Source organism: Nocardia beijingensis NBRC 16342 (assembly GCF_001612785.1).
In the GTDB taxonomy this organism is placed as follows: domain Bacteria; phylum Actinomycetota; class Actinomycetes; order Mycobacteriales; family Mycobacteriaceae; genus Nocardia; species Nocardia beijingensis.
Window position 1 is genome coordinate 242,124 of sequence record NZ_BDBC01000012.1, and the last position, 23,515, is coordinate 265,638.

The 23,515-nt window shown below is 68.9% G+C and carries 25 protein-coding genes; 10 read left to right on the top strand and 15 right to left on the bottom strand.

Annotated features, from left to right (window positions below):
• Position 1: 1 nt before the first annotated feature.
• Genes NB3_RS08965 through NB3_RS08980 form a run of 4 tightly spaced genes read right to left on the bottom strand, consistent with a single transcriptional unit; the run spans position 2 to position 4,054 of the window.
• Positions 2 to 1,036 (bottom strand): LLM class flavin-dependent oxidoreductase, encoded by a 1,035-nt coding sequence (locus tag NB3_RS08965; RefSeq protein ID WP_067799373.1) that lies wholly within the window; start codon positions 1,034 to 1,036, stop codon positions 2 to 4.
• Between the two features lie 40 nt (positions 1,037 to 1,076).
• Positions 1,077 to 2,093 (bottom strand): alpha/beta hydrolase, encoded by a 1,017-nt coding sequence (locus NB3_RS08970; RefSeq protein WP_244891815.1) that lies wholly within the window; start codon positions 2,091 to 2,093, stop codon positions 1,077 to 1,079.
• 8 nt (positions 2,094 to 2,101) lie between these two features.
• Positions 2,102 to 3,052 carry an acyl-ACP desaturase gene (locus tag NB3_RS08975; RefSeq protein WP_067799378.1) on the bottom strand — a complete coding sequence of 317 codons (951 nt, stop codon included), beginning with the start codon at positions 3,050 to 3,052 and terminating at the stop codon, positions 2,102 to 2,104.
• Between the two features lie 57 nt (positions 3,053 to 3,109).
• Positions 3,110 to 4,054: an RsbRD N-terminal domain-containing protein gene (locus tag NB3_RS08980; protein WP_244891816.1), complete on the bottom strand. Its 945-nt coding sequence runs from the start codon at positions 4,052 to 4,054 to the stop codon at positions 3,110 to 3,112.
• Positions 4,055 to 4,619: 565 nt separating this feature from the next.
• On the opposite strand from NB3_RS08980, the gene NB3_RS08985 reads away from it, so the two are divergent.
• Complete coding sequence (locus tag NB3_RS08985; protein ID WP_067799382.1) at positions 4,620 to 6,170, top strand: acyl-CoA carboxylase subunit beta; 1,551 nt, start codon at positions 4,620 to 4,622, stop codon at positions 6,168 to 6,170.
• Positions 6,171 to 6,386: 216 nt separating this feature from the next.
• On the opposite strand, the gene NB3_RS08990 is transcribed toward NB3_RS08985, so the two are convergent.
• The 7 genes from NB3_RS08990 to NB3_RS09020 all read right to left on the bottom strand — a co-directional run bounded on the left by NB3_RS08990 (position 6,387) and on the right by NB3_RS09020 (position 14,142).
• Positions 6,387 to 6,968: an Rv1733c family protein gene (locus NB3_RS08990; protein WP_157111650.1), complete on the bottom strand. Its 582-nt coding sequence runs from the start codon at positions 6,966 to 6,968 to the stop codon at positions 6,387 to 6,389.
• Positions 6,950 to 7,609 (bottom strand): TetR/AcrR family transcriptional regulator, encoded by a 660-nt coding sequence (locus tag NB3_RS08995; RefSeq protein WP_067799577.1) that lies wholly within the window; start codon positions 7,607 to 7,609, stop codon positions 6,950 to 6,952. Before NB3_RS08995 ends, NB3_RS08990 begins: the two co-directional genes overlap by 19 nt.
• Before the next feature lie 153 nt (positions 7,610 to 7,762).
• Entirely contained in the window at positions 7,763 to 8,713 is a 951-nt protein-coding gene (locus NB3_RS09000) for a Sco1979 family transcriptional regulator (protein WP_371855887.1), read from the bottom strand.
• Between the two features lie 101 nt (positions 8,714 to 8,814).
• On the bottom strand, positions 8,815 to 9,759 hold the full coding sequence (locus tag NB3_RS09005) for a Sco1979 family transcriptional regulator (protein ID WP_371855888.1): 945 nt from the start codon (positions 9,757 to 9,759) through the stop codon (positions 8,815 to 8,817).
• 356 nt (positions 9,760 to 10,115) lie between these two features.
• Complete coding sequence (locus NB3_RS09010) at positions 10,116 to 11,180, bottom strand: fused (3R)-hydroxyacyl-ACP dehydratase subunits HadA/HadB (protein WP_067799583.1); 1,065 nt, start codon at positions 11,178 to 11,180, stop codon at positions 10,116 to 10,118.
• A gap of 180 nt (positions 11,181 to 11,360) precedes the next feature.
• Positions 11,361 to 12,734, bottom strand: coding sequence for a lipase family protein (locus NB3_RS09015; RefSeq protein WP_067799396.1), 1,374 nt, complete (start codon positions 12,732 to 12,734; stop codon positions 11,361 to 11,363).
• A gap of 232 nt (positions 12,735 to 12,966) precedes the next feature.
• Positions 12,967 to 14,142 (bottom strand): lipase family protein, encoded by a 1,176-nt coding sequence (locus tag NB3_RS09020; RefSeq protein ID WP_067799399.1) that lies wholly within the window; start codon positions 14,140 to 14,142, stop codon positions 12,967 to 12,969.
• Between the two features lie 344 nt (positions 14,143 to 14,486).
• Here NB3_RS09020 and NB3_RS09025 point away from each other — a divergent pair, with 344 nt between their 5' ends.
• A complete protein-coding gene (locus NB3_RS09025; protein ID WP_067799402.1) occupies positions 14,487 to 14,729 on the top strand; it encodes a hypothetical protein in 243 nt (80 codons plus the stop codon).
• 10 nt (positions 14,730 to 14,739) lie between these two features.
• Here the strand turns inward: NB3_RS09025 and NB3_RS09030 are convergent, their stop codons facing one another.
• Positions 14,740 to 15,849, bottom strand: a complete 1,110-nt coding sequence (locus tag NB3_RS09030) for an alpha/beta hydrolase (protein WP_067799406.1) — start codon at positions 15,847 to 15,849, stop codon at positions 14,740 to 14,742.
• 117 nt (positions 15,850 to 15,966) lie between these two features.
• Here NB3_RS09030 and NB3_RS09035 point away from each other — a divergent pair, with 117 nt between their 5' ends.
• The 4 genes from NB3_RS09035 to NB3_RS36105 all read left to right on the top strand — a co-directional run bounded on the left by NB3_RS09035 (position 15,967) and on the right by NB3_RS36105 (position 18,116).
• Positions 15,967 to 16,530, top strand: coding sequence for a DUF2599 domain-containing protein (locus tag NB3_RS09035; RefSeq protein WP_067799407.1), 564 nt, complete (start codon positions 15,967 to 15,969; stop codon positions 16,528 to 16,530).
• Between the two features lie 34 nt (positions 16,531 to 16,564).
• Positions 16,565 to 17,224, top strand: coding sequence for an SDR family oxidoreductase (locus tag NB3_RS09040; RefSeq protein ID WP_067799409.1), 660 nt, complete (start codon positions 16,565 to 16,567; stop codon positions 17,222 to 17,224).
• 64 nt (positions 17,225 to 17,288) lie between these two features.
• Positions 17,289 to 17,591, top strand: coding sequence for a putative quinol monooxygenase (locus NB3_RS09045; protein WP_067799412.1), 303 nt, complete (start codon positions 17,289 to 17,291; stop codon positions 17,589 to 17,591).
• A 357-nt stretch (positions 17,592 to 17,948) separates the two neighbouring features.
• A complete protein-coding gene (locus NB3_RS36105; protein ID WP_228828041.1) occupies positions 17,949 to 18,116 on the top strand; it encodes a hypothetical protein in 168 nt (55 codons plus the stop codon).
• A 102-nt stretch (positions 18,117 to 18,218) separates the two neighbouring features.
• Here the strand turns inward: NB3_RS36105 and NB3_RS09055 are convergent, their stop codons facing one another.
• Together NB3_RS09055 and NB3_RS09060 are read right to left on the bottom strand one after the other, a co-directional pair.
• Positions 18,219 to 19,106: a Sco1979 family transcriptional regulator gene (locus NB3_RS09055; RefSeq protein WP_067799416.1), complete on the bottom strand. Its 888-nt coding sequence runs from the start codon at positions 19,104 to 19,106 to the stop codon at positions 18,219 to 18,221.
• Between the two features lie 90 nt (positions 19,107 to 19,196).
• The gene (locus NB3_RS09060) at positions 19,197 to 19,418 is read right to left on the bottom strand and encodes a DUF397 domain-containing protein (RefSeq protein WP_039797917.1); all 222 of its coding nucleotides are present in this window, start codon (positions 19,416 to 19,418) and stop codon (positions 19,197 to 19,199) included.
• A 325-nt stretch (positions 19,419 to 19,743) separates the two neighbouring features.
• Here NB3_RS09060 and NB3_RS09065 point away from each other — a divergent pair, with 325 nt between their 5' ends.
• The 4 genes from NB3_RS09065 to NB3_RS09080 all read left to right on the top strand — a co-directional run bounded on the left by NB3_RS09065 (position 19,744) and on the right by NB3_RS09080 (position 22,949).
• Positions 19,744 to 20,541, top strand: a complete 798-nt coding sequence (locus NB3_RS09065) for an SAM-dependent methyltransferase (protein ID WP_067799418.1) — start codon at positions 19,744 to 19,746, stop codon at positions 20,539 to 20,541.
• 223 nt (positions 20,542 to 20,764) lie between these two features.
• On the top strand, positions 20,765 to 21,001 hold the full coding sequence (locus NB3_RS09070; protein ID WP_067799421.1) for a hypothetical protein: 237 nt from the start codon (positions 20,765 to 20,767) through the stop codon (positions 20,999 to 21,001).
• Positions 21,002 to 21,149: 148 nt separating this feature from the next.
• Positions 21,150 to 22,412, top strand: coding sequence for a PucR family transcriptional regulator (locus NB3_RS09075; RefSeq protein ID WP_084486051.1), 1,263 nt, complete (start codon positions 21,150 to 21,152; stop codon positions 22,410 to 22,412).
• Between the two features lie 102 nt (positions 22,413 to 22,514).
• Positions 22,515 to 22,949, top strand: a complete 435-nt coding sequence (locus tag NB3_RS09080; protein ID WP_067799425.1) for a CBS domain-containing protein — start codon at positions 22,515 to 22,517, stop codon at positions 22,947 to 22,949.
• Here the strand turns inward: NB3_RS09080 and NB3_RS09085 are convergent.
• Complete coding sequence (locus tag NB3_RS09085; protein WP_067799426.1) at positions 22,946 to 23,377, bottom strand: pyridoxamine 5'-phosphate oxidase family protein; 432 nt, start codon at positions 23,375 to 23,377, stop codon at positions 22,946 to 22,948. The genes NB3_RS09080 and NB3_RS09085 overlap by 4 nt on opposite strands.
• Positions 23,378 to 23,515 lie beyond the last annotated feature (138 nt).

The following is a 23,515-nucleotide window of genomic DNA, read 5'->3' on the forward strand; positions in this document are numbered from 1 at the left end:
ATCAGGCCGCCGTATCGGCTCGATCGCGGGCGCCCGTCCGCGGCAAGCCGGTGAGCTGCGCCAGCCTGCGGTGCGAATCCAGCCGGGCGGCGCGATCGTAGGTGCTGGTGTGCACGAGGATCTCGTCGGCGCCGGTCCGGCGCACCAGTCGCTCCAAGCGGTCCGCGACCTCGTCCTCGGTGCCGTACAGGTGGCCGCGCAACCCTTCGTCGAAGATCCGGCGCTCCCGCTCGGTCATGGTGCGCGCCTCGATGTCCTCGGGCGGCAGCAGGGGCGGGAATTCGCCCCTGGTGCGCGAGTACGCGGCCGACCACGCCTCCGGCAACAGCAGCCGATGCGCCTCGGCGGTGGTGTCGGCGATGACGATCGATGCGGACACCACCACATACGGGGCCGCACCGACCGCACCGGGACGGAACTGGGCGCGGTAGCGCTCGATGGCCTCCGCCATGTGATCCTCGCCGCCGACCGCGGCGATGACCAGCGGAAGCCCGAAGCGTGCGGCGCGCTCGGCGCCCGACCCGGTCGCCAGCAGGAAGGCCGGGACACGCAGTCCCTCCGCCGGCCACGCGTGCACGCCCTGCCTGCCCTCGGTGAAGTACGCCAGCAGTTCGGCGAGCTGGGCGTCGAAGTCCTCCGCGTCGCGTTTGCCGTGCCCGAGCGCACGCCGCACGCCGTCGGTGAAGCCGACCGAGCGGCCCACACCCATGTCGATGCGCCCCGGATACAGCGATTCCAGGACGCCGAACTGCTCGGCGACCACCAGCGGTTGGTGGTTGGGCAGCATCACACCGCCCGTGCCGATCCGGATCCGGGAGGTCGCCGCCGCGGCGGCCGCCGCGAGCACGGTCGGCGCCGAACCCGCGACGCCCGGCACACTGTGGTGCTCGGACACCCAGAAGCGGTGATATCCCCACTGCTCGGCGAGCCGGGCGAACTCGACGGTCTCCCGCAACGCGTCCGGATGGCTCTGACCGCGCCGGACGCGCGAGCGATCGAGGACGGAGAACCGGACAGTGGACAGCGCCGAGGTCATATCGATGTCAACGCGAGCGCGCGGCGCTGATTCCGCCGGTTCACGGCGGCGTCGGCAGCCCCAGCGCTTGCGCGAGCACCCGCCACGCCTTCGGCAGCTGCGCCTGGAAGTCCGGCCAGGTGTGCATGCCCTGCGCGGTGTACTCCAGGGTCGCGGGAATGCCGAGTTCGGACAGACGGCCGGCGAACCGCTCGGTGCAGGCCCGCGCGCCCGCTTCCAGCGCCGCCCCGCCGCCCGCGGTTTGCAGAGCGTCCGCGACCGACGGGGAGTTCGCGACCGACACCAGATCGGCTCCGGTCGGCAGCCCGGTGGCCGCCGAGAGGTAGATGGCGGTGCCACGCAGATTCTCCGCGTGCACCAGGCTGTCGTGCGCGGCCCATTCCGGCGAGTTGGGCGGACCCCAGAGATTGTTCACGTTGCCGCCGCGCGAGGCGACCGTGATGGTGGTCACCGCGTGACCGAGCGGGTCGGCGGTCGAGTAGCACCCGCTCATCCCGGCGACGGCGCGATACCAGCCCGGATGGCGCTGGGCGAGCATCATCGCCGCCTGCGCGCCCATGGACACCCCGGCGATGGCACGGCGCCCGTCGGTGCGCAGCAGCGATTCGACGATGGGCGGGAGTTCGGTGGTGAGGAAGGTCTCCCAGCGGTTGAGTCCCAGCGCGGCGTCCTGCCGGACCCAGTCGCTGTACATGCTGCCGGTGCCGCCGCCGGGGAGCACCACGTCCACCGGTTCGCCTGCGAAGAACTCGGCGGCTCCGCCCTTGGTCAGCCACGCCGACGTCGGGTCGCCGTCGACGCCGTCGAGCAGGTACAGCACCGGGCGCGGCGCCTCACCGCCGCCGCGCAGGATGTCGACGGTGATGACCCGGCGCATCGCCGCCGAGGCGATCGACAGCCGTTCGTGTCCCCCGCCCATGTCCTCGATCGACAGCAGCCCGGTGCGGGTCATGGCCGGGTCGACGGCGGGCGGCGGGGTCCGCGGCGCCGGATCGGCGAGCACGGGCGCGGCGGCGATGGTGGCGATGAGGGCCATCGCCACCGCGGTGATCGGCACACGGGGACTCATCCGGCCGCGGCGGCCCGTTCCGCTTGCCTGGCCGCCGCGCGCTCGCGCTGCTCCTCGAACCGCCGCGCCCGGATCTCCAGGTCTTCGAGGTGGGCGTGCAGTTCCTCGCGGGCGCGTTCGCCGTCGCCGGTCAGATCGTCGCGTTCGAAGACGCGCCACGCGCGCAGCACCGGACGCAGCACCACGTCGAGATGCTGGGGCAAGTCATAGATGCCGTGCTTGGCCAGCAGCACCGCGTTGCGCCGGAAGTTGGGCTGGCCCAGCCCCGGCATCTGGAATTGGGTGACCACGCTGGTGATGGCGCGCAGCGCTTCGTTCGGCTCCAGGTCGATGGCCGCGGCGCTGATGTTCCGGTAGAAGATCATGTGCAGGTTCTCGTCGGCGGCAACACGCTGCAGCATACGCTCGGCGATCGGTTCTCCGCAGGCCGTTCCGGTGTTGCGGTGGCTGATCCGGGTCGCCAGCTCCTGCAATGTGACGTACACGACCGAGTGGAGGAACCGCTGCTCTGCGTCGGGTGTGGCGAAGCCGGTGGTCATGTGCGCCATCCGGGCCTGCTCGAGCAGCACCGGATCGACCGCCCTGGTGACGACCAGATAGTCGCGCATCACGATGGCGTGGCGGTTCTCCTCGGCGGTCCACCGGCCCACCCAGGTACCCCATACACCGTCCAGCGAGAACGAGTCCGAGATCTCCCGGTGATACGAGGGCAGATTGTCCTCGGTGAGCAGATTGGTGATCATCGCGGTCTGCGCGACCTCGGACAGCGTGGATTGTCCCGGCTCCCAGTCGATTCCGCCGAGGGCGGCGAAATTGCGCCCGTCGTCCCATGGGACGTAATCGTGCGGATTCCAGGACTTCGCCTTGCGCAGATGGTCGTTGAGCAGGCGTTCTGCGGTGGGTTCCAGCTCGCGCAGAATATCGCGATCGGACAACGCGGTGGTCACTCGAACTCCTTTGCTCACCCTCGAGATCAGGGCACAGTCGACGATAGCGGCGGAATATCAGGCGGAACGACCGATCACGCGATCGTTGGACGAGGTGACGATGGCCATATGGCCGGGCTGGGGCAGGTCACAACCAGGGGTCTCACCGGCGTCGGCCACCCGATACAGCCCCGGTGGCCTGCCCGCCGCCCGCAGCCGGTCCAGCAGATCGTGCGCGCGACCGGCCAGTTCCGGGATGCGCGCGGTGCGGCCGGTGGCCACCGCGGCGGTCAGCGGGACCTCGGCCGCCTCGCCGACGATGGCGAGCACGTCGTCGGTCATGGCGAACGTTCCGGTCCGGGCGGGCACGTCGTCGAGCGGCACCAGCACCGTGCCGCCCGCCGCGGACAGCACCGAAAGCGCCCGTGAGCCGAGCGGATCGGCCAGTGCGGCCTGCACCCGGCGCAGCTTGCGCCGCGCGGCGTCCGTGCCCGTGACGGGTCTTCGCTCGTCCGGGTGCGCCGGAATGCCGAGCGCGACGACCTGATACGACCGTGCGATCGGAATCCCCGTCGCCCTGGCGAGTTCGCCGACCGCGTGCCCGCCGAGCAACGCGGAGACCAGCGTCTGAGCCGCGGTCTGGTGTTCCCGCGCGACCGCGCGGTGCTCGTCGACATAGGCGGTGGACGCCGCCACGGTCACCATCTCCAGTACGTGGACCGCCAGTCGCGCACCCGCCAGAAAATGATCGCTCTGCTCGTCGGCGGCCTCGTCGGCGAGGGATTCCAATCCGCTGCGAATTTCGTCGTGATATGCGGCCAGCACCGTTTCCAGTGCGATGCCCTCGCGCGCCCAGCGCGCGGCGAAACCCGCGATCTCCGGCGCCCGCGCCGGCGCGGGCGCCGGACGCGGAGCGATCATTTCTACGGCTGCCGCCAGACAATTCCGCGCCGTGGTCGCGACGTCGCCGGACGCGTCGCGGCCGGAACGCCCGGCCAGGTGTGCGACGAGTTTCGATGTCAACGTCTCGGTACTCGTTCTCGGCTGGCTGCCCATCATGCCTCCCGAAGGTTAGCGTCGGATCGTGATGGAATCGAGATATGTCCCGCTGAATCGGGTAAGTCATCAGCGGCCGCCCGACCCGTTGGGCGCAATCACAAGGTTTTCGACGGAAATTCGCGGTAGGCATCCCGTACGGACAGAACCGCTGCGGCACCGCGGAATTCGGATCCCGTCCAGCCCCGGAGCGGACCCGCCGCGTTCCGGAGTATGTGACGCAGCGCCGTCCGCGCATTTCCGGCGCTGCGTCGAGACCACCCTAGATCCGGGGGCACCGCCGTGAGTAGTCCCTGCCGGCGCTCTGGGGACGGTTCATCGACACCCGCGGCCACGATTGGGACGCCGCACAGTCCGTGTCGTCACGCTGGTCCGCCCCCTCGCGTGCTATGAACCGTTGGATCGAGAGGCAAACCTGTGAGCTGTTCCAAGAGATCTTCCGAATCGCTGTGCAGCAGCGCGCGCCGCCGATAGCATCGAGCGCCGCGCTGCCGTACGGCGTCGCGACGAGTTCTGAAGGGCGACAACACATATGAGCGGTACGCGCGACAAGCTGGACGAGCTGCGGGGGATCCTGGAGCTGGCCGAGGAACCCGCAGGCGAGAGCGGCATCGCGAAACGCAAGGCCAAGGGCATTCCCAGCGCGCGCGAGCGGGTACGCGCCCTGCTCGACCCGGGAAGTTTCGTGGAGATCGGCGCGCTGGTGCGCCAGCCGGGCACACCGGGAGCGATGTACGGCGACGGCGTGGTCACCGGTCGGGGCCGGATCGACGGCAGGCCGGTCGTGGTGATCGCGCACGATCAGACCGTCTTCGGCGGCTCGGTCGGCGAGATGTTCGGGCGCAAGGTCGCCGCGGCACTGGATTTCGCCACCCGCAACGCCTGCCCGGTCGTCGCGATCAACGACTCCGGCGGCGCCCGCATCCAGGACGCGGTCACCTCGCTGGCCTGGTACGCGCTGATGAGCCGCCGCCAGGAACGGCTGTCGGGCTTCGTGCCGCAAGTGTCGATCATGCTCGGCAAATGCGCGGCCGGGTCGGTCTACGCACCGGTGAACACCGACATCCTGATCGCGACCGAGACGTCGTACATGTTCGTCACCGGTCCCGAGGTGATCAAGGAGGTCACCGGCGAGGAGGTGACCATGGAGGAACTCGGCGGGGCGCAGGCGCAGGCCGCCACCGGCACCGTCCACCACGTCGCCGCCACCGAGCAGGACGCTTTCGACTGGGCGAGGAAGTATCTGAGCTATCTGCCGACGAGTTGCCTGGAGCCGGGCCCTGTCGTCAATCCGGGACTGGAGCCGCAGGTCACGCCGCACGATCTGGAGCTGGACTCGATCGTTCCCGATGCCGACCGGCAGGGCTACGACATGCACGAGATCTTGCTGCGCCTGTTCGACGACGGCGACTTCCACGAGATCAGCGCGGCCACCGCGCAGAACCTGATCACCGGCTTCGCCAGGGTGGACGGGCGCAGCGTCGGAGTGGTCGCGAACCAGCCGCTGGTGCTCGGCGGCGCGATCGATGCCAAATGCTCGGACAAGGCCACGCATTTCATCCGCTTGTGCAATGTCTTCGGATTGCCGCTGATCTTCGTCGTCGACACCCCCGGCGTGCTGCCCGGCGTGGAGGAGGAACGCAGCGGGGTGATCAAGCGCGGCGGCCGGTTCTTCCGCGCGGTGATCGAGGCGACCGTCCCGATCGTGACCGTCGTGGTCCGCAAAGCCTACGGCGGCGGCTACGCCGTGATGGGCTGCAAGCAACTCGGCGCCGACGTCAGCTTGGCCTGGCCGACCGCACGCATCGCCGTGATGGGCGCGGAGAGCGCGGTGAGCATCGTCGCCAAGCGGCAGCTCGCGCAGGTCGACCCGCAGCACCGTGCGGCAGTGCGCGACGCCATGATCGAGCAGTACAACACGACGGTCGCCACCCCGTGGATCGCCGCCGAGCGCGGTTACATCGACGCGGTGATCGAGCCATCGCAGACCAGACTCGAGATCCGCCGGGCGCTGCGCCTGCTGCGCGAGAAAGAGGCGAGCGCCGAACTCAACCCGCGTAAGCACAGCCTCTTCCCGGTCTAGGCCGAACATGGATCCGGTTATGTTGTGTCACAACACAACCGGATCCAGATGGTGGGATCTCCGGCGATCCGCGTCGAATCGGGCCGTCCGGCACGCTCATGTCTTAATCTCAGGGCAGTGCCGGGTCCGCTTCGTTCGCCGCGTCGCGGCCCGGCACGCGACGTGCCCGCTGCGCCTGTTCCCTACCCTCGCCCGGCGGGCACGCCGCACCAAGGCTCAGCCGTGCCCCCAGGTGAGATCGGCCGTCATCCACTCGGTCTCCCAGCGGCGCAGCCGCCGCCGATCGAGTACGCGGCGCAGTAGCAGGTAGCAACCGACGAACAGGATCGAAACGCCGAACACCGCACCGGCGGTCAGCATCACCGCTTTGCTGGCGGGCTGGGTCGACGACGGCGGCTCGACGATCGCGCCGCGTTCGTTCAGCCAGATCGGCACGGTGGAGCCGGGCTCCACCACCGTGGTCGACTGATAGTCGCCCGTGTGGGCCACGCCGTCGGCGTCCTTCCAGGACACGCGCGCGGGCACCACCGGCGCGTACAGCGGCGCCTTGCCGGTTTCGATCACGGTGGCGTCGACCCGGTGCAGCCGTGCCGTCTCGGCTTGCACCGCGGCCGTCTCGACGCGGTACACCCGGCCGCCCACCGTCAACGCCAGTATGGGCACGACGATCAGGAACACCAGGGCCAGCAGCACCGCCACCCCGGTCTGCACACGGTCTTCGCCGCGACGCAGCGGATTTCGATCCAAGCCGACGCGTCGGCACGTGCGGCGGTACATGTTCACCGACCCGGTAGGCATGACGGTGACTCCTCGTTGCGGAATTCGGCGGTGAGGGTGACGAGGGTGTCGAAGAACTCTTCGACGAGGCCGGGCAGGCCCATCGGATCAGGGCCCGCCGCCCAGCTCTGCAGCGCCGCGAGCAGCATGCCCGCACCGGCGCCGACGGCGACGGCCGGACGCGGATCGGTCTGCGGATCCACCCCGAGCCGCGCGGCGATGATCCGGACCGATTCGCGTTGTCCTTCGATGCGGATGCGCTGGTAGCCGGCGAACAGTTCGGGTTCGTCCTCGAAACGCTGGAACAGCGCCCAGCGGCGGGCGAGCAGCGACGCACGGGCACCGCCGTACTCGGTGGCGAGCCAGTCGTGGACGGCGCCGCGGTAGGCGATCAAGGGCGGCTCGGAGCGGGGACGACGGCACAGGGCTTCGTTGAACAGATGCACATCTTGGTCGACATCGCCGAGGATCGCCTCTTCGATGGACGCGAAGTGCCTGCTGAACGTGCGCCGGGTGACACCGGCCCGCAGCGCGATGTCCTCGACCGCCACCGCGTCCAGCCCCCGCTCGGTGAGCAGGTCGAACGCCGCGCGCGACAGCGCCTCGCGGCTGCGCCGAGTGCGCAGCCGACGGCCGTCCAGACCGACACCGTCGTCGCTCATGATTCCGAGCATACCCCTATTGTCCCAATGGGACAATACTTCGCTCATCCCCGGCATGCGCATCACCTCGCAGAGAAAATGCCCGATTCGCGCGCGGTGAATCGCCGGATGCGCCAGGACCGGGCAGGGCGGCGGGGCGCGGTACCGGCCCGGTCAGCTTCTCCGGTTGTCCACCGGTTCGTCGACCGTCGGCGGAACGCCGTCGCGCAGGATCTCGAGCAGCCGGCGGGAGTGCTCCGGCGACGGGGCCAGCAGCGAAAGCTGGTTCAGCACCGCGTAATACACGTCCAGGTCGGCGATCTTGTCCAGATACAGCGCGCTGGTCAGCTGCTGGAGATACACGATGTCGGGCAGATCCGACTCGGCGAAACGCAGGACGGTGAACGCGCCGTCGGTGAGCGCGGGGCCGCCCACATGATCGGCCAGGATCTGGATGGTGATGTTGGGCTGCTCCGCCGCGCGCAGCACGCGGTCGAGCTGGGCGCGCCAGACGGTCGAGCCGCCGATCCTGCGGCGCAGCGCGGCTTCCTCGATGAGCAGCCACACCTGCGGTGGGTGCGCGCCGGTGAGGATCTCCTGTCTGCGCATGCGCAGCGCGACCCGGCGTTCGATCGCGTCCTCCGGCTCGCCCGGATGCGACAGTGTCAGCAGCGCGCGGGCGTACTCCGGGGTCTGCAGCAGTTCGGGGACCGCCCGCGGTTCGTAGCAGCGGATCAGGCGGGCCGCCTGCTCCAGCCCCAGGTAGGTGTCGAACCATTTCGGCAGCCAGTCGTTGTCCCGTGCCCACCAGCCCGAGGCGTTGGCCTGCCTGGCCAGTTCCAGGTACCGATCCCGCTCCGCCGGGTCGGTCACCTCGTAGAGATCGAGCAGGTCGACCAGATCCCGTTCCCGGCAGCCGGTGCGCCCGAGCTCCAGCCGGCTGATCTTCGAATGCGACCCGCGAATGGCCTCACCCGCCGCCTCACGGGTGATGTTCTTGGCCTCGCGCAGGCGACGCAGCCTGCCACCGAGGACCATCCGCAGGACCGTGGGGCCGCCCCCGGACACCGGCTGGGCGCCGAGCCCCGCCGCATCGGCCGCCTGTCGTACGTTCGAAGGACGCATGTCCCGAGTCTGCCATGGTGACGCTGTCGTTCTCTACGGCCGAAAGTCCCTGTACCGCCGCGCAATCATGGTCGCGCTGATCGGCCGCGACGTCCGGTCGATCAGGCCGAACCCGACGGCAGCTCGACGATCCGCGGCTCCCGCTCGCGCAACGCCGCGATGAGATCGCGGGTGTACTCGGGCGGCGCGGCGTGCACCGACAGCAGGTTCGCCACCGCGCGGTAGGCCGCGAGATCGGCGTCCTTGTCCAGATACAGCGCGCCGGTGAGCTGCTGGAGATACACGATGTCCGGCAGATCCGACTCGGCGAAACGCAGCATGGTGAACGCGCCGTCGGACACCGCGGGGCCGCCCACGTGATCGGCGAGCACCTGCACGGTGATGTTCGGCGCCTCCGCGACCCGCAGCAGGTGGTCGAGCTGGTCCAGCCACACCTGCGATCCCCCGATCCTGCGCCGCAGCGCCGCCTCCTCGACGATCAGCCACATCTGAGGCGGATTCGGCCTGGTCAGGATCTCCTGGCGGCGCATACGCAGGGCCACGCGCCGCTCGATCGACTCCTCGTCCTCGTGCGGATGCGCGAGCACGAACAGCGCGCGGGCGTACTCCGGGGTCTGCAGCAGTTCAGGGACGACCCTCGGCTCGTAGCAGCGGATCAGCTGAGCGGCGTGCTCGAGCCCGAGGTAGGTGTCGAACCACTTCGGCAGCCAGTCGGTGTCGCTCTGCCACCAGCCCGAGGTGTTCGCCTGCTCGGCCAGTCGCTTGAACTCCGCGCACTCCTGCTCGTCGGTGACGCCGTACAGCGCGAGCAGATCCACCAGGTCCCGTTCCCGGAAGCCGGTCCGCCCCAATTCCAAGCGACTGATCTTCGAATGCGAGCCGCGGATCGCCTCGCCCGCTTCCTCGAGCGAGATGCCGCATGCTTCGCGCAGCCGCCGCATCCGCCCGCCGAGGATCATCCGTAAGGCGGTCGGACCGCCCTCGACGGCGGGAGCCGTTCTACGAGCGATGGATTCGTTCCGAGGCCGCACTACCGAAGCACGCATGCACAGAGTCTCCCATGCGCGGTGCCCGCACTCCAGCACCGAACCCGGCCAACCGCGGCGTATACGCAGGTGTAAGCACATCCGCAAGGTCATCCGCCAGCGGGGACGCCCGCGCGTTTCCGCGGACCCGATGGACGGTCGCGAGCCGCGGTGGTCCCGGGACCATTCGTGCCCCCGACCGCCGGTTCGGCACGACGAGACGTCGAAGGCCACGCGACGAGCAGCCCGCGAGCCGCCGGAGCGGAGCCGTGACGAAATACGTTGCTACCGAACAGTTCTGCCGTGCCGCCGAGCACCGGTGAGATGACCCGTGGTCCGACCCGCCGGCACCCGTGGCGGCGGACCGGACGCCCGGTTCAGCGCAGCACGACGTCCGCGGTCGCGCGACCGAACAGCTTGCGGTCCCCGCAGGTCGCGGTCAACGCGATGGTGGCGGCGCGGCGCGCCGGATCCAATTCCTTGACGCGACCGCGGAATTCGATCGCGCTCGCTTTGGTCGCCGCCACCGGGGCGAACCCGGCGAACCGCACTCCGTACCGGGTGACGGCGGCCGGATCACCGAGCCACGAGGTGAGATACCCGGCGCCGAGACCCATGGTCAGCAGTCCGTGCGACACCACGTCGGGCAGCCCGGCGCTGCGCGCGACCTCGTCGCTGAAGTGGATCGGATTCGAATCGCCCGAGACGCCCGCGTAATTCACCAGGTCGCCCCGGGACAGCGGCACCGTGCGCGGAGCGAGTTCCATGCCGACGGACAAATCCTCGAATGCCGGGACAGTATGCGGCGTGCGCGGCTCGTCGGCCGACTCCGCTGCCGCCACCTCATCGAAGACCTCGACCAGTCCGCCGTCGTCATCGGCTTCGCGCGCGGCCGCCGCGTCCGCGCGGTCGGTGGCCGACTGCCCGGTCATGATCACGCCGTCGACCGCGGCGCGCAGATCGGCGGCCAGCTCGACGCCGGTCTGCGCCACCGCGGTGGTGTGCGCGGTCTGCAACACTTCCTTGTGCTGGTTGCTCAGCACGTTCCTGGTGACCATGAAATCCTTGTCACCGAACTGCCGGAACGATTCGATGTAGGACTCGCACCGCACCTCGTCGCCCGCGACGATCGGCCGGTGCACCCGGATCGACTGCTCGGTCTGCAGGACCTGGCCGAGGTCGTAGCCGCTGAGCACGGACTCGAACATCCTGCGCTGCATCAGCATGAGGACGATGGAGGAGAACGTCAGCGGCGCGATGAGCCCGTCGAAGCCGAGTTCCGCGGCGGCGTCTTCGTAGCGGTGGGCGGGATGACCGTCCCGCAACGCTCGCGCGAACTCCCGGATCTTCTCGCGGCCCACCTCGTACGGGTCGGTCAGGCGGTAGCGCCGCCCCACCAGTGCCTTGGCTTGTTCGGACGCGGTGGTCGTGATGTCGTTCATGTGCCTCTCTCGGGAATGCGCCGTCACCCCCGCACGGCCCGGCCCACCGTATCGAAAACCGCGACGACGCCGCGGCGGCGCCCTCGCCAGCTCTGGGCATACGGACCGAAAGGGGGGATACGTTTTCGATCGCGATCGCGGGCACCGCGCGTTACCGAATCACCGGGTGCGGTCACCCGGTCAGCACTCATCCGGCGCGGGCACGCCCCGCAGCCGGTCGTCGAGCCACATCATGGCTTCCGGATAACCGAGCGCACCCGCGATGATGTGCTCGCCGAGCACACTGCGGTAGACCGCGGGCACGCCGAGGCGGCACTGCTCCAGATACAGATTGCGCGCACCCTCGGCGGGGATCCAGAACTCCTGCTCGCCGTTGTAGACGTAGAGCGGAGTCGCCGACCGCATACCGGCCATCTTGGTCACCCGATAGATGTCCGCGGCCAGCACCGAATGCAGCGGATCGGGAAAATTCGCGGCGATGTCGATGGGCAGCATCAGCACACCGATCGCTCCGTAGCTGCTGCCGCACATGTTCTTCACCGGCGAGGTGGCCACCCACTGGGCGAGATTGTTCATCCCGGCCAGGATCTCCGGCCGCTCGCGGCCGATGCCGAACACCGCCCCCATGAAGATCGCCGAGGCGAGGTTGCCGTTCATGCTGCGGGCCAGGATCTCGAAGTCGGCGGGCACGCCGCCCAGCGCGGCGCCGACGATCACCTCCGCCAATTCCGGTGCGTAGCCGTCGATCAGCTTCACCGCCCCGTGCGTCGCGATCGCGCCGCCGGAGTATCCCGCCAGACCGAACTTCGCGGCGCCGAACTCCTCCGGGAACAGTCCGCGCACCGCCCGGATCGAGTCGAGCACGGCGTGCCCGGCCACGATGGGTTCGGCGTAGGCCATCGACGGGCCCTCGTGATCCGGGATCAGCACGGCGTAACCGCGCAGCGCCGCCAGATGCGTCGTCGGCGGTAGGAAGTCGGTGCTGCTGGTGTCGGGGGTGAGCCCGTGCGCCAGGGTGTATCCCGGCGTGCAGGTCCGGCCGAGGGCGTCGATGGGCAGGTTGTTCACCACCACCGGCCGCGGTCCCGGCCCTGGCCACGCTGCGGCGGGGACGATCAGCGTCGCCGTGGCGTACGACGGCGCGCCGTGCGCGTCGGTCGTGCGGTACTTCACCAGCAGCGCACGCTGGATCGGCAACAGCAGCAACGGCGCTGCCGTGGCGCGCACGTCGCGGACCTCGATGACCTGTCCCTCGGCCCACTCGCCGAGATTCTCGGGCCGTAGGTCGAACATCGGGTCGCCGACGGCCGACGGCAACGCGGCCGAGCGCAGCGCCGCCAGCGACGGCGAGAGCGTCGTCGCCTCGTGCGTGGGCGAAATCGGCTCGGGCAGCGGCGTGATCGGCGGCGGCGGGATCACCTGATCGATGAGTTGCTGCAGCGCGGGCAGCAATCCGCCGGGCGGCGGGGCGGGCGGAGGCTCTGCGGCGGCGGGCACGGCCAGCAATGAACTGGCGGCGAGCAATGCCACAGCAATGGCACGCGAAATCTTCATGGCACACGCCTTCGGGTGCGAAACGGCAACGTCGTCTGGCACCCGGGCGACTGGCCTCGACCCCCGAAATGTCCCCTGTCAGACCGGGAGCCAGGACGTCAGGCTACGTCAGCGCCCAGGACTGGACGCAGTAAAGCATCCGAGTTGTGTTGTCGCGTATCCATATCGCAACAACCGGCCGAGACCCCCTATCCGCGAGTGGGTCCCGGCTCGGCCGTGTACGTATCGTCGCTCAGCAATTGCTCGGCGCAGGCTCCCCTCGGTAACGGGCGTCCAGCCAGTTCAGCGCCGCGGGAATGCCGAGCACCGCCGCGGTCAAATGGTCCGGAACCGGGATCTCCTCGGTCTGCACTCTGGCTCCCGCCGCGCACCACCGCTTGTCGGTGTTGACCACCGCGTCGATCGGGATCAGGCCGTCGATCGGCGAATGCCATTCGAACACCGGCGTCTTCGGCACGCCGTCGTAGAGTTCCAGGCTGTTCTCCTCGACCACGGCGCGGGCGGTGTTGTCGTTGATCATCGAGGTCGTCTTGGCGAAGTCCAGCGCGCCGTGGCCCGCTCCCGTGGAGAGGATGTCGTTGGTGCAGCTGTTGGCGATCTGCGCGCGAGCGGCCAGACCCCGTTCGTTCAGCTGGTCGCTGAGCGGGAACCGGGTCGGGTACTCGCGCTCCAGCCCGAACCCGGCGGCGAACGCCAGACCGAACACCGGATGCGGGTTCAGCCCCAGGCCCTCCAGCATCTTCACCAGATTCATCGGCACCCCGCCCATGGCCGCGCCCGCGATGTCGAGTTCCGGGGCGTACTTCGGCTGCAGAGCCGCCGCCCACGCGGTGGCCATCCCGCCGCCGGAGTATCCGACCATCGCCACCGGGCTGCGCTGCACCCCGAGTTCGGCGACCTGCTTCACGGCACGGATCCCGTCGAGCGTGATCTGCCCGCCGAGCTTCGCGGCGCCGTAGGCGAAATTCGGGCCAAGATGGTCGGGCAGCGCCACGCTCCAGCCGCGCGCCAGCAGCACGTTCCAGCCCGGCGCCTCCCGCACGACCAGGTTCGGGTCACCGGTGTAGAGCACGCGGGAGACCGAGCACTCCGAGCCGAGCCCGTTGATGATGTGCTGGAACGACAGCAGCGGGCCGTCGGGACGATGCGCCTTCGGTGTCAGCACCGTGGTGGTCGCCGCGATCGGTTTGCCCTCCGAACTCGTCGACCGGAACCGGATCACGGTCACCGTGGTCTCCGGGAAGATCGCCAGCGGCGGCATCACCCTGGTCGCGAGCACGTCGCCGGGCTTGCGATCGGCGATGTCCGCCGGGGTCGAATAGAAGGGATCAGGATCGGGTTCGGGATACAGCGGCGCGCTGGTCGCGGCGCCGGCCATGCTCGCGACCAGCACGAAGCCTGCGGCCATCGCTCCGATCGCACGTGCGAGACGTCTTCGCCCCACTCCCCTACCCAACGAACGTGGGCCCTGACTCATCGACGTGTGCCTCCTGAATCATCCGACACTGTGCTCATCCTCGACAACAGGACCAGCGCGCGACACCACCCGGCGCGATCATGTTGACAGTTCACAACATTGGGTCGCCGGGCCTGTGCTCGCGGTGCGCCCCGGGTGGTGACTGTACCCCACGAGGCCACGTCCGTTCTGTGACATTTCCAGCCGATAACGTGGAACATGTTCTCAGCAGTGGCGGCCCCTTACCGTCAGTCCTACCGGCGCGGCTGCCGCGCCGGCGGGAAGGAGACGGTGGCATGGACGGCACTGTGCGCGGACTCGCCGAGCGCGACGAGACCCAGGACCCGCCGACCCAGCGGATCACCGTCTACTTCGACGGGCCGACCCCCGAGGACGCTCTGGTCCTCGAGTACGCGGCCACCAGGACCGAAGCGTGGGAGTTCACCTCGGCCGCCGCGCACGCCGGGCTCACCGTCACCGTCGACGGCCAGGTCCGCCCCGGCCTGCGCAGACTACCGTGCCGATCGCTCTGGCGCTGAGCGAGCGGGCTCACGGCCGGTCGAGCACACCGCGCAGGAAGGCGAGCGCGTCGGGGAACGCTTCCCGCGCCGCACCCAGATGATCGCCGGGATACCAGCCCACCCGCAGATCGGTACCCGCGGATCGCAATTCGGCGATCAACTCGAGCGTCAGCGGGGCGGGCACCTCCAGATCCGCCAGCCCTTGCCCGAGATACAGCGGCACCGCGTAGCCGTTCGTCGGCACGTGCAACATCGCGCGCACCGCGGCCAGCAGCGCGGGATCGTCCAAGGGCCGCGCCAGCATGGCCCCGATGCCGATCCCGGACACCTGCGCGTCCGCCTCGACGGCGCAGTCCGCTTCCACGATCCGCAGGACGTCGCGGCCGACCGGGGTCAGATAGCTGTCGATGTCCAGCTCCGGCGCGCTGGCGCGCAACCCGGCCAGCAGCATGCCGAAATAGGTCGTCGTCTTCTGCAACGGCAGCCGCGGCAGCCACGGACCGGCCAGCGGGAACACCGCCTCCAGATTCGACGGCGCGCCGGTCGCCGCCGCGCCGCGCAGCTCAAGGTCCGGCGCGTCGGCGGGAGCGAGCCGGGCGGTGAACAGCGCCGCGTGCCCGCCCTGCGACTGACCGAACACCGCCCAGCGCGTGCCGAGCGAAGGGGCGACCGCCCGTGCCGCGCGTACGCCGTCGATGATGCTGCGGGCCTGGGCCGGGCCGTCCAGATAGGGATGCACGCCGGGAGTGCCGAGTCCGACATAGTCGGAGATCACGACCGCGTAGCCCGCGCGCAGCAGATCCGGGTACACCGACGACAGGTAGTAGTCGCGGGGTTGCAACGTGAACGCGCACTGGTCGGCGATCCCCGAGGTGCCGTGCGCGTAGGCGACGATCGGCCAACCCTCTTGCGGCGGGGTGCCTTCGGGAAGGTACAGCACTCCGGTGCTCAGCATCGGCCCGCGCGGGCCACGCGACCAGTACGTCAGCCGTTCGGCGCTCGCCGCCCCCGCCACCTGCAGCCGCCCCGCCAGTTCCACCAGGTCCGTCACGGTGCCGGGCGCCTCACCCACCCCGGTGTCCGCGGCCCCGGCCACCGCGATCGTCATCGAGACCACGACGCCCGCCGCCCCCGCCATGAACCGTCCGCACCGCACCGACCGACTATCCCCGCCCGCGCCCGCACCGGCAAGCCAGCACAATCGGTGGCCCGGGCGGGGACCCTCGCCGGGACCGCGCCGGCTCGCTAGGCTCGGATGAGCACGCCGGAAACCGGTGCCGAGGAGAACACAGGAGGTTCGACCGTGGCGCAGCGGTACCCGTGTCGCGTCGTCACCCGGCGTCGCGCCGCCGTGCTGCTCGCGACGGGACTGGTGTCCGTGACCGTCGCCTGTGGCGCCGACTCGTCCGATCCTCCGGCCGCGGCCACGACCACGACCGTCCGCACGACGACCGCGACGACCCCCACCGCATCGCCTCTGGCCGCCCTGCCGTCCGTCGACCCCTACGCGGGACAGCCGCTGATCGATCATGTCGCCTGGACCGAGACCATCGACGGTCCCCGGCTGCTCGTCTTCCCGACACCGGCCGGTCGGCGGACCACCTTCCCCGGCTCCGACGAACGGGCGTGGCAGGAGGTCGTGGCCGAGTCGGCGGACGCGGACGCACCCGGCATGCGCGATCAGTTTATCTGCCACTGGGCGTGGGCTCGGCTGGTCCAGCCGGACAAGCCGAGCTGGAACCTGGAACCGTGGCGCCCGGCGGTCGGCTATCAGGCCACCGTCGAAGCGCGCTGTAATCCCGGCGGCCCCGAGCGCTGAGCGCGGAGGCCGCCCCGACCGGAAGGAGCCATCCATGCGCGTCGTCATCGCAGGAGGGCACGGCAAGATCGCACTGCTGCTCGCACCCGTGCTCGCCGCGAACGGCCACGAGGTCGCCGCCCTCATCCGCAACCCCGAGCACGCCGCCGAGGTGCGCGCCACCGGCGCGGAGCCGGTGCTGTGCGACCTGGAGAACGCGGACGCCGACGAGCTGGTGGACGTCGTAAAAGGCTGCGACGCGGCGATTTTCGCCGCCGGCGCAGGGCAGGGCAGCGGCGTGGACCGGAAATACACCGTCGACCTGGGCGGCTCGGTCCGGCTCGCCGAGACCGCGGAGCGCACCGGGGTGCGCCGCTTCCTGCAGATCTCCTCGATGGGCGCCGGCCTGCCGCCCGCGCCGGGGACCGACGAGGTGTGGGCCGCGTATATCGACGCGAAGACCAAGGCCGAAGAGGATCTGCGCGCAAGGGATCTCGACTGGACGATCCTGCGCCCCGGCCGCCTCACCGACTCCCCCGGCACCGGACTGGTGACCCTGGCGCCGCCACCGGTCGGGCGCAGCGAGGTCCCGCGCGCGGACGTGGCGGCCGTACTGGCCGGACTGCTGCCCGCCACGCACACCTTCGGGCTGACGCTCGAACTCGTCTCGGGTGACACTCCGATTAGCCAGGCAATTGCACAGCTGACCGACTGAGGTGGGGTGCGCCACGCCACCGCCCTTGCCGATCGACCGCGATGGTCACGATGGGAGAACAACCGTGTTCAGTCGAATCGTCTCGATGAAGATCCGCCCCGGTTCCCGCGCGGAGTTCCTCGCCGCCATATCCCGCAGCGCCGACGCCTCCGTCCGGACCGAGCCCGGCTGTCTGCGCTTCGACATCTGCGCAGATCGGGTGGACCCGCACCGATTCTTTCTCTACCAGCTCTACACCGACGACGAGGCGGCGGAAGCACACCGTTTCACCGAACATTTCCTTGCCTGGCGCGCCGCGGCCGACCAATTCGTCGAGCCGGGTACACAGATCGATTACAGCACGGACGTCATCTTCGGCCACGACTGAAATTTCCGGATCCGGCATCGTTTCCGCAAACTTACGGTGCCGAAATACCCACTGCGCACGTGCAATCGATCGTGCAGATGTGCTTGCATCTGAAAGGTACGGCGGCATAAACTCGGTCCCGCAACGCTTTACAGGGGACCACCAGGGGAGGCCGCGTGGGCGAGCCGAAGGCCGAAGCCGCCGTGGGTTTGCCGCCGCCAGACAAACAGGGGCGTTCGAATGGAACAACCACTTTTCGGCGGTCGGTTCGGATCAGCCGACACCGCACTGGCCGACCAGCCAGCGAACGGTAGAAATATGAGCACATTACCGGCCCGCAGCGGCCATACCGATACCACATTTTCCCGAGAAACCGCCATGGCATACGTCATCGATGCCGTCGAATCCACCGGGGCGGCGACTCGGCACGATTTCGATATCGACCGGATCGTCTCCACCGCGCACGCGATGGCCGACGACTGGGATCTCGAGGCATTGCAGCCCGCGACGTTCTGGCGAATCGCCTCCAGCTTCATCAAGCAGTAGAGCGTCCCGCCGTCCGAGCCCGGCGGGTCACGGAACGACCGAGCGGCCCCCTCCGAATTCGGAGGGGGCCGCTCGGCTCATCGGGTCTTCGGCCGGGTGGGCTCAGTGCCCCTCGGCATACTTCTCCATGATCGCGATCGACTTTTCCGGCTGCAAGGCCTGGACGCTGAGCCGGTCCATCACCGAGAGGTACAGCGCCAGGTCTTGCCGCCGCTCGAGATACAACGCGCTGGTCAACTGTTCGAGATACACGATGTCCGGCAGTTCCGCCTCGGCGAAACGCAGGATACTGAAGGAGCTGCCCGCCGCGGCGTGCTCACCCGCGGTGAACGGCAGCACCTGGATCGTCACGTTGGGCAGTTTCGCCAGCCGGACCAGATGCAGCATCTGCTCACGATGCACCTGCCGACCACCGACCGGCCGCACCAACGCCGCTTCGTCGAGCACCGCCCAGACCACTGGCGGGTCCGCGCGGAACAGGATTTCCTGCCTGCGCTGACGCACCGCGACCCGACGGTCCGTGTCGGCGTCCTCGTAGCCGAGCGCCACGACCGCCCTGGCGTATTCGGGCGTTTGCAGCAGCCCGGGCACGAGATGCGACTCGTAGGTGCGGATCTTGCTCGCGGCCTGTTCCAGACCGAGGTAGGTGCCGAACCACTGCGGCAGCAGGTCGCTGTAGCGATGCCACCAGCCGGGCTCGTTGGCCTGCCTGGCCAACTCGAGGAACGACTCGCGCTCCGCGGCATCATGAACGCCGTACAGGGTCAGCAGATCACGGATGTCGCGTTCCTTGAAGCCGGTACGGCCCAACTCGAGACGACTGATCTTGGCGTGCGATCCCCGGATCGCATCACCCGCGGCTTCACGGGTGATGCCCTTCTTCTCCCGGAGCTTGCGCAACTGGCCGCCCAATGCGATGCGTAGCACGGTCGGACCACGTTCCGCGACAACGGATTGCACATGACCATCGTCATCGGGTTCAGCGATCATCGAGTTCGTCTCCGATACTCCGGGGGTTGCCCACAGTGTGTCACAACCACATGTCGTGAGACACACCGCACCGACCGCCAATGTTACCGCTCAGCTAGTCAAATAGTCGAACTCCCCGGCCTTCGCTCCGCGGACGAACGCATCGATCTCCGGGCGCGTATAGATCAAGACCCCGCCTTCGGGGTCACGCGAGTTACGCACTGCCACCTGGCCGTTGGCCGTTTCGGCCACTTCGACGCAGTTGCCGCTCGGATTGCTGAAGGAACTCTTGCGCCAAGTTCCGATGATCTCGTTGGTGGATGTATCCGACATCTTCCCCACTCCTCCGTTACCGCAGTCAGGCGATTCGGTTCGTGCAGATGCACGTTCAAACGTTCTTGCATCTGCACCGACACCGGACGATAGCACGAAGTTCGCCCTCTGTCCGTCGCGCGGCCGGGCTCGTCAGGAGCAAGATGTGAAACGCGCTCGCCTCGACTCGGAAATACCGAGATCAGCTCCCCGATCCAGCCCGCTGGACGAGAGCGAATCTTGTACTGTCACAGTGCACATCGGATGTACCAGTCATTCGCGACGACCCCACGCACCCACCGGCACGGCAGCGTCGCCGACCCGTTCGCCTAGGAGTACAACCCTCATGCCCGAAGACCACAGCCCCCTCATCCGAACCGACATCCCCCACTCCGCGCGGATCTGGAACTACTGGATGGGCGGCAAGGACTATTACGAAATCGACCGCATCGCAGGCGACGCCGGGATCGAGGTGGATCCGGACATCACCACCATGGCGGTGCAGTCGCGCCAGTTCCTCATCCGCGCCGTCCGCTACCTCGCCGGCGAGCAGGGCATCCGCCAGTTCCTCGATATCGGGACGGGTCTGCCCACCATGCAGAACACCCACGAGGTAGCCCAGAGCGTCGCGCCCGAGTCCCGGATCGTGTACGTGGACAACGATCCGCTGGTGCTCACGCACGCGCGGGCGCTGCTCACCTCCACCACACCGGAGGGCGTCACCACCTACATCGACGCCGACTACCACGATCCCGAGCGGATCATCGCCGACGCCAAGCACGTCCTGAACTTCAACGAGCCCATCGCCGTGATGTTCATGGGCGTGCTCGGCCATGCCAAGACCTACGACGATCTGCTGCGCATCGTGCACACCGTGCTGGATTCCGTTCCGTCGGGCAGCTACCTGGTGATGTGGGACGGCACCGACGACAGCAAGGCGTATGTCACGCTGTGCGAGAACTACACCGGCACCGGCGGCACTCCCTATGTCCCCCGTCCGCAGGCTCAGATCAAGGCTGTCTTCGACGGCCTGGAGCTGGTCGATCCGGGCTTCGTGTCCATCACGCAGTGGCGCGCGGGCGAGACGGAGGTGGGCGAGTCCCGGCCGATCTCCGCCTACGGCGCGGTCGCGCGCAAGCCGTAAGGCCCCTGGACACCAAACCGCAAGCGGCACAGCGGCGGTCGCCGGTCTCGCACCGGCGGCCGCCGCTCGCTTTTTCTCCGACCGATCGTGCAGATGTACTTGCATTTGCAAGAGACGGAGGAATAGACTCGAACCCGAAATCGGGGAGGTACGCAGGGAGTTCGAGCCTGCGCCACCTGCACACCGGCCTCCCCGCCGCACGTCGGACGCGAGGGGTAGTCGAATGATCGAGCCATTTCGAACTTCCCCTCTGGTTGCCGTCATCGATGGCGCGGGCGCCGAGCCCTCGCGCCCGTACTCCGCACCCGAACTGGCCGTGACCGATTGCAGCGTGGAGCCCCGCGGCCTCACCTATCGGCAGGCCCGCGACATCCTGTACGCGCACGAGGTGCACGGCCCGCAGTGCAGGCAGTGGCTGGCGGCCGCCGCGTATCTGTCAGCCGGGCTGGACGACGAATAGTCCGGCATTCGCGTCACTACGGAACGCGGCGCTTTCCCAAGCGATCTCACAGATCACTCCCGGTGCATTCGCCCCTTTCGTATAGTGATCGATCGACCCGGGCGCGATTTCTCGCACGCCCGGCGTGGCATTGGGGAGCGAACTCGTCATGACCTACTCCGCGTTGGATCTGTCCGCCGACTCGTCCGACCCGGTGCTGGAAATCGGTGGACAGCCGGCGTCGGTGCCTTTGCAGAACACCGAGAGCGTGGCCTCGCAGATGGTCGGCTATTTCGAGAACGTCATGGCCCCGTGCCGCACCCTGCCCGGGGAGCAATTGCGCGGAGACGTCACGAAACTCACGCGCAGCTGCCTGAACCTCGCCGCCGAGATGTTCGACCGGCGCACCGTGCCGGACGAGGAGCAACTCGGCCCGGTGCGCTCGGCCGCGGCTCGCTGGGCGCGGGAAGGCGTGCCGCTGAGCACCATCCTGCGCGCCTACCACGAAGGATTGCGCATGGCCTTCGGCCTGGTCACCGCGCCCGCCGAGGCCGACGACGTCGACGAGGTGCTGGTCGCCGCCGATCTGCTGCTCGAACTGCTCGAGGCGATCAGCGCCGCGGTGTCGGACGCCTACGTCGACGAGCAGCACCTGGTCGCCAAGGAGCACCAGACGGCGGCGCAGACACTCGCCTCCGCCTTGCTGAGCGGTCGCGGCAGCTCGGCGCTGGCCCGGCAGACGGGCATTCCGATCGCGGAGTCGTATCAGGTTGTGGCCCTGTCGATCCCGGAGCATCCGGACGAGCGCGATCCGCGCGTCGACGGGAACGTCGCCGCACGCCGCAAGCTGCGCAGGCTACAGTCCGAGCTGGCCACCGTGTTCGCCTCCCGCGCGCTCGCGCTGCTCAGCGCCAAGGGTGGCACGCTGCTCATTCCCTCGGACGACGAGGCCGAGGCCGTCCTCACGGCGGCCACGCTCGAGCTGCTGGCCGCCGCCGCGGAGGTCCCGCTCACCGCGACCGTCGTGCCGACCGGCACCGAGCAGATCCCCGAGTCGGCGGATCAGGCGCACGAGCTGCTGAATCTCGTGCGCGTCGGCGTCCGGCCGCCGGGCCTCTACCAGATGTCGGATCTGGCGGTGGAGTACCAGCTCACCCGCAGCGGCCCGGCCACCCGGCGGATCGCGACCATTCTCGACCCGCTCGACGCCCATCCCGAGCTGTTCGACACGTTGCGCGCCTATCTCGGCAACGACATGAACCGGCAGCTCACCGCGCGCCAGCTCTACGTGCACCCGAACACCGTCGACTACCGCCTGCGCCGCATCGCCCAGCTCACCTCGATCGACCTGGCGACCTCGGCGGGTATCTCACAGGCGGCGATCGCGCTGCTGGCCCGGGATCTGGATCGCAGCGTCGCCCGCCGCCTGTGACGTCCGCACCGTGACCCGATCGTGGCCTGTAACGGATTCGTGCTGGTCACCGCGCCGGGAACTTGCGATCCTGGTAGTGCCGCGACGTCTGGATGGTGAAATATGCGAATTTCGGAGATCCTGCGCAGGAAAGGCAGCGACGTGGCCACGGTCGCGCCCGATACGACGGTACGCGCACTGCTGGCCACCCTGGCCGAACGGAACATCGGCGCGGTCGTCGTCTCCCCCGACGGCAACACGATCGCGGGCATCGTCTCCGAACGCGACGTGGTGCGCAGTCTGCACGCGTGGGGCGCGGACCTGCTGGACACGCCGGTCTTGGCGATCATGACCTCGGTGGTGCGCACCTGCGCGCCCGACGACCGGGTCGACGGCCTGCGCCGCACGATGACCGACCACCGCATCCGGCACCTTCCCGTGGTGCAGGACGGCAGGCTGGTCGGCATCGTGAGCATCGGCGACGTGGTCAAGAGCGCGATCTCGGAATTGGCGGACGAGCGCGAGCACCTCGTGGAGTACCTGCAGGGCAGGTACTAGAGTTCGCTGACGTTGCCCAGGTCGGCCGAGAGCCAGTGCTCCGGCCGCAGGAAGACCGCGACCTGCTCGCCGTAGGCCTCGGCCGTCTTCAGGTAGGCGTCCACCGATGCGGCCGGTAGGTACCGCTCGGCCATCTCCCGGTGCATCTCGTCGGTCATCGGAGTGGTCCGGGTGACCGGGCCTTCCACGCTCACGTACCGGACAGTGGGCTCCACCTGCTGCACCATCAGACCGAACCGCCCCGTCTCCCGGAGGTAGCGCATTTTCTGCGACTGCGGACCGGTCAGGATCCAGGCCTCGCCACCGGGGCTGTACTGATACCAGATCGGGACGGTGAGGGGGCCGCGACCGGCGCCCGCGACCACCGAGAACGCCGCGACATGCGGCTGCGCGAGGAACTCTTGACGCTCTTGCACGGTCAGAGGCATGCGGTCCAGGCTAGTCGTGAAAGCCGTTGTCCACGACAAAACTTCGAAGCCCGTACCGAAATTGCGTATCGTGGGTGACGTCCGAGTTACCGGTGTGAAGGGAGCGTCACGGTGCGGTCCCCCACCCCGAGATCGCCG

Coding starts and splice junctions, on each gene's coding strand:
- NB3_RS08965 (WP_067799373.1), bottom strand. CDS start 1,036: ATGACCTCGGCGCTGTCCACTGTCCGGTTCTCCGTCCTCGATCGCTCG.
- NB3_RS08985 (WP_067799382.1), top strand. CDS start 4,620: ATGAGCGGTACGCGCGACAAGCTGGACGAGCTGCGGGGGATCCTGGAG.
- NB3_RS08990 (WP_157111650.1), bottom strand. CDS start 6,968: ATGCCTACCGGGTCGGTGAACATGTACCGCCGCACGTGCCGACGCGTC.
- NB3_RS08995 (WP_067799577.1), bottom strand. CDS start 7,609: ATGAGCGACGACGGTGTCGGTCTGGACGGCCGTCGGCTGCGCACTCGG.
- NB3_RS09000 (WP_371855887.1), bottom strand. CDS start 8,713: ATGCGTCCTTCGAACGTACGACAGGCGGCCGATGCGGCGGGGCTCGGC.
- NB3_RS09005 (WP_371855888.1), bottom strand. CDS start 9,759: ATGCGTGCTTCGGTAGTGCGGCCTCGGAACGAATCCATCGCTCGTAGA.
- NB3_RS09010 (WP_067799583.1), bottom strand. CDS start 11,180: ATGAACGACATCACGACCACCGCGTCCGAACAAGCCAAGGCACTGGTG.
- NB3_RS09015 (WP_067799396.1), bottom strand. CDS start 12,734: ATGAAGATTTCGCGTGCCATTGCTGTGGCATTGCTCGCCGCCAGTTCA.
- NB3_RS09020 (WP_067799399.1), bottom strand. CDS start 14,142: ATGGCCGCAGGCTTCGTGCTGGTCGCGAGCATGGCCGGCGCCGCGACC.
- NB3_RS09025 (WP_067799402.1), top strand. CDS start 14,487: ATGGACGGCACTGTGCGCGGACTCGCCGAGCGCGACGAGACCCAGGAC.
- NB3_RS09030 (WP_067799406.1), bottom strand. CDS start 15,849: ATGGCGGGGGCGGCGGGCGTCGTGGTCTCGATGACGATCGCGGTGGCC.
- NB3_RS09035 (WP_067799407.1), top strand. CDS start 15,967: ATGAGCACGCCGGAAACCGGTGCCGAGGAGAACACAGGAGGTTCGACC.
- NB3_RS09040 (WP_067799409.1), top strand. CDS start 16,565: ATGCGCGTCGTCATCGCAGGAGGGCACGGCAAGATCGCACTGCTGCTC.
- NB3_RS36105 (WP_228828041.1), top strand. CDS start 17,949: ATGGCATACGTCATCGATGCCGTCGAATCCACCGGGGCGGCGACTCGG.
- NB3_RS09055 (WP_067799416.1), bottom strand. CDS start 19,106: ATGATCGCTGAACCCGATGACGATGGTCATGTGCAATCCGTTGTCGCG.
- NB3_RS09060 (WP_039797917.1), bottom strand. CDS start 19,418: ATGTCGGATACATCCACCAACGAGATCATCGGAACTTGGCGCAAGAGT.
- NB3_RS09065 (WP_067799418.1), top strand. CDS start 19,744: ATGCCCGAAGACCACAGCCCCCTCATCCGAACCGACATCCCCCACTCC.
- NB3_RS09070 (WP_067799421.1), top strand. CDS start 20,765: ATGATCGAGCCATTTCGAACTTCCCCTCTGGTTGCCGTCATCGATGGC.
- NB3_RS09075 (WP_084486051.1), top strand. CDS start 21,150: ATGACCTACTCCGCGTTGGATCTGTCCGCCGACTCGTCCGACCCGGTG.
- NB3_RS09080 (WP_067799425.1), top strand. CDS start 22,515: ATGCGAATTTCGGAGATCCTGCGCAGGAAAGGCAGCGACGTGGCCACG.
- NB3_RS09085 (WP_067799426.1), bottom strand. CDS start 23,377: ATGCCTCTGACCGTGCAAGAGCGTCAAGAGTTCCTCGCGCAGCCGCAT.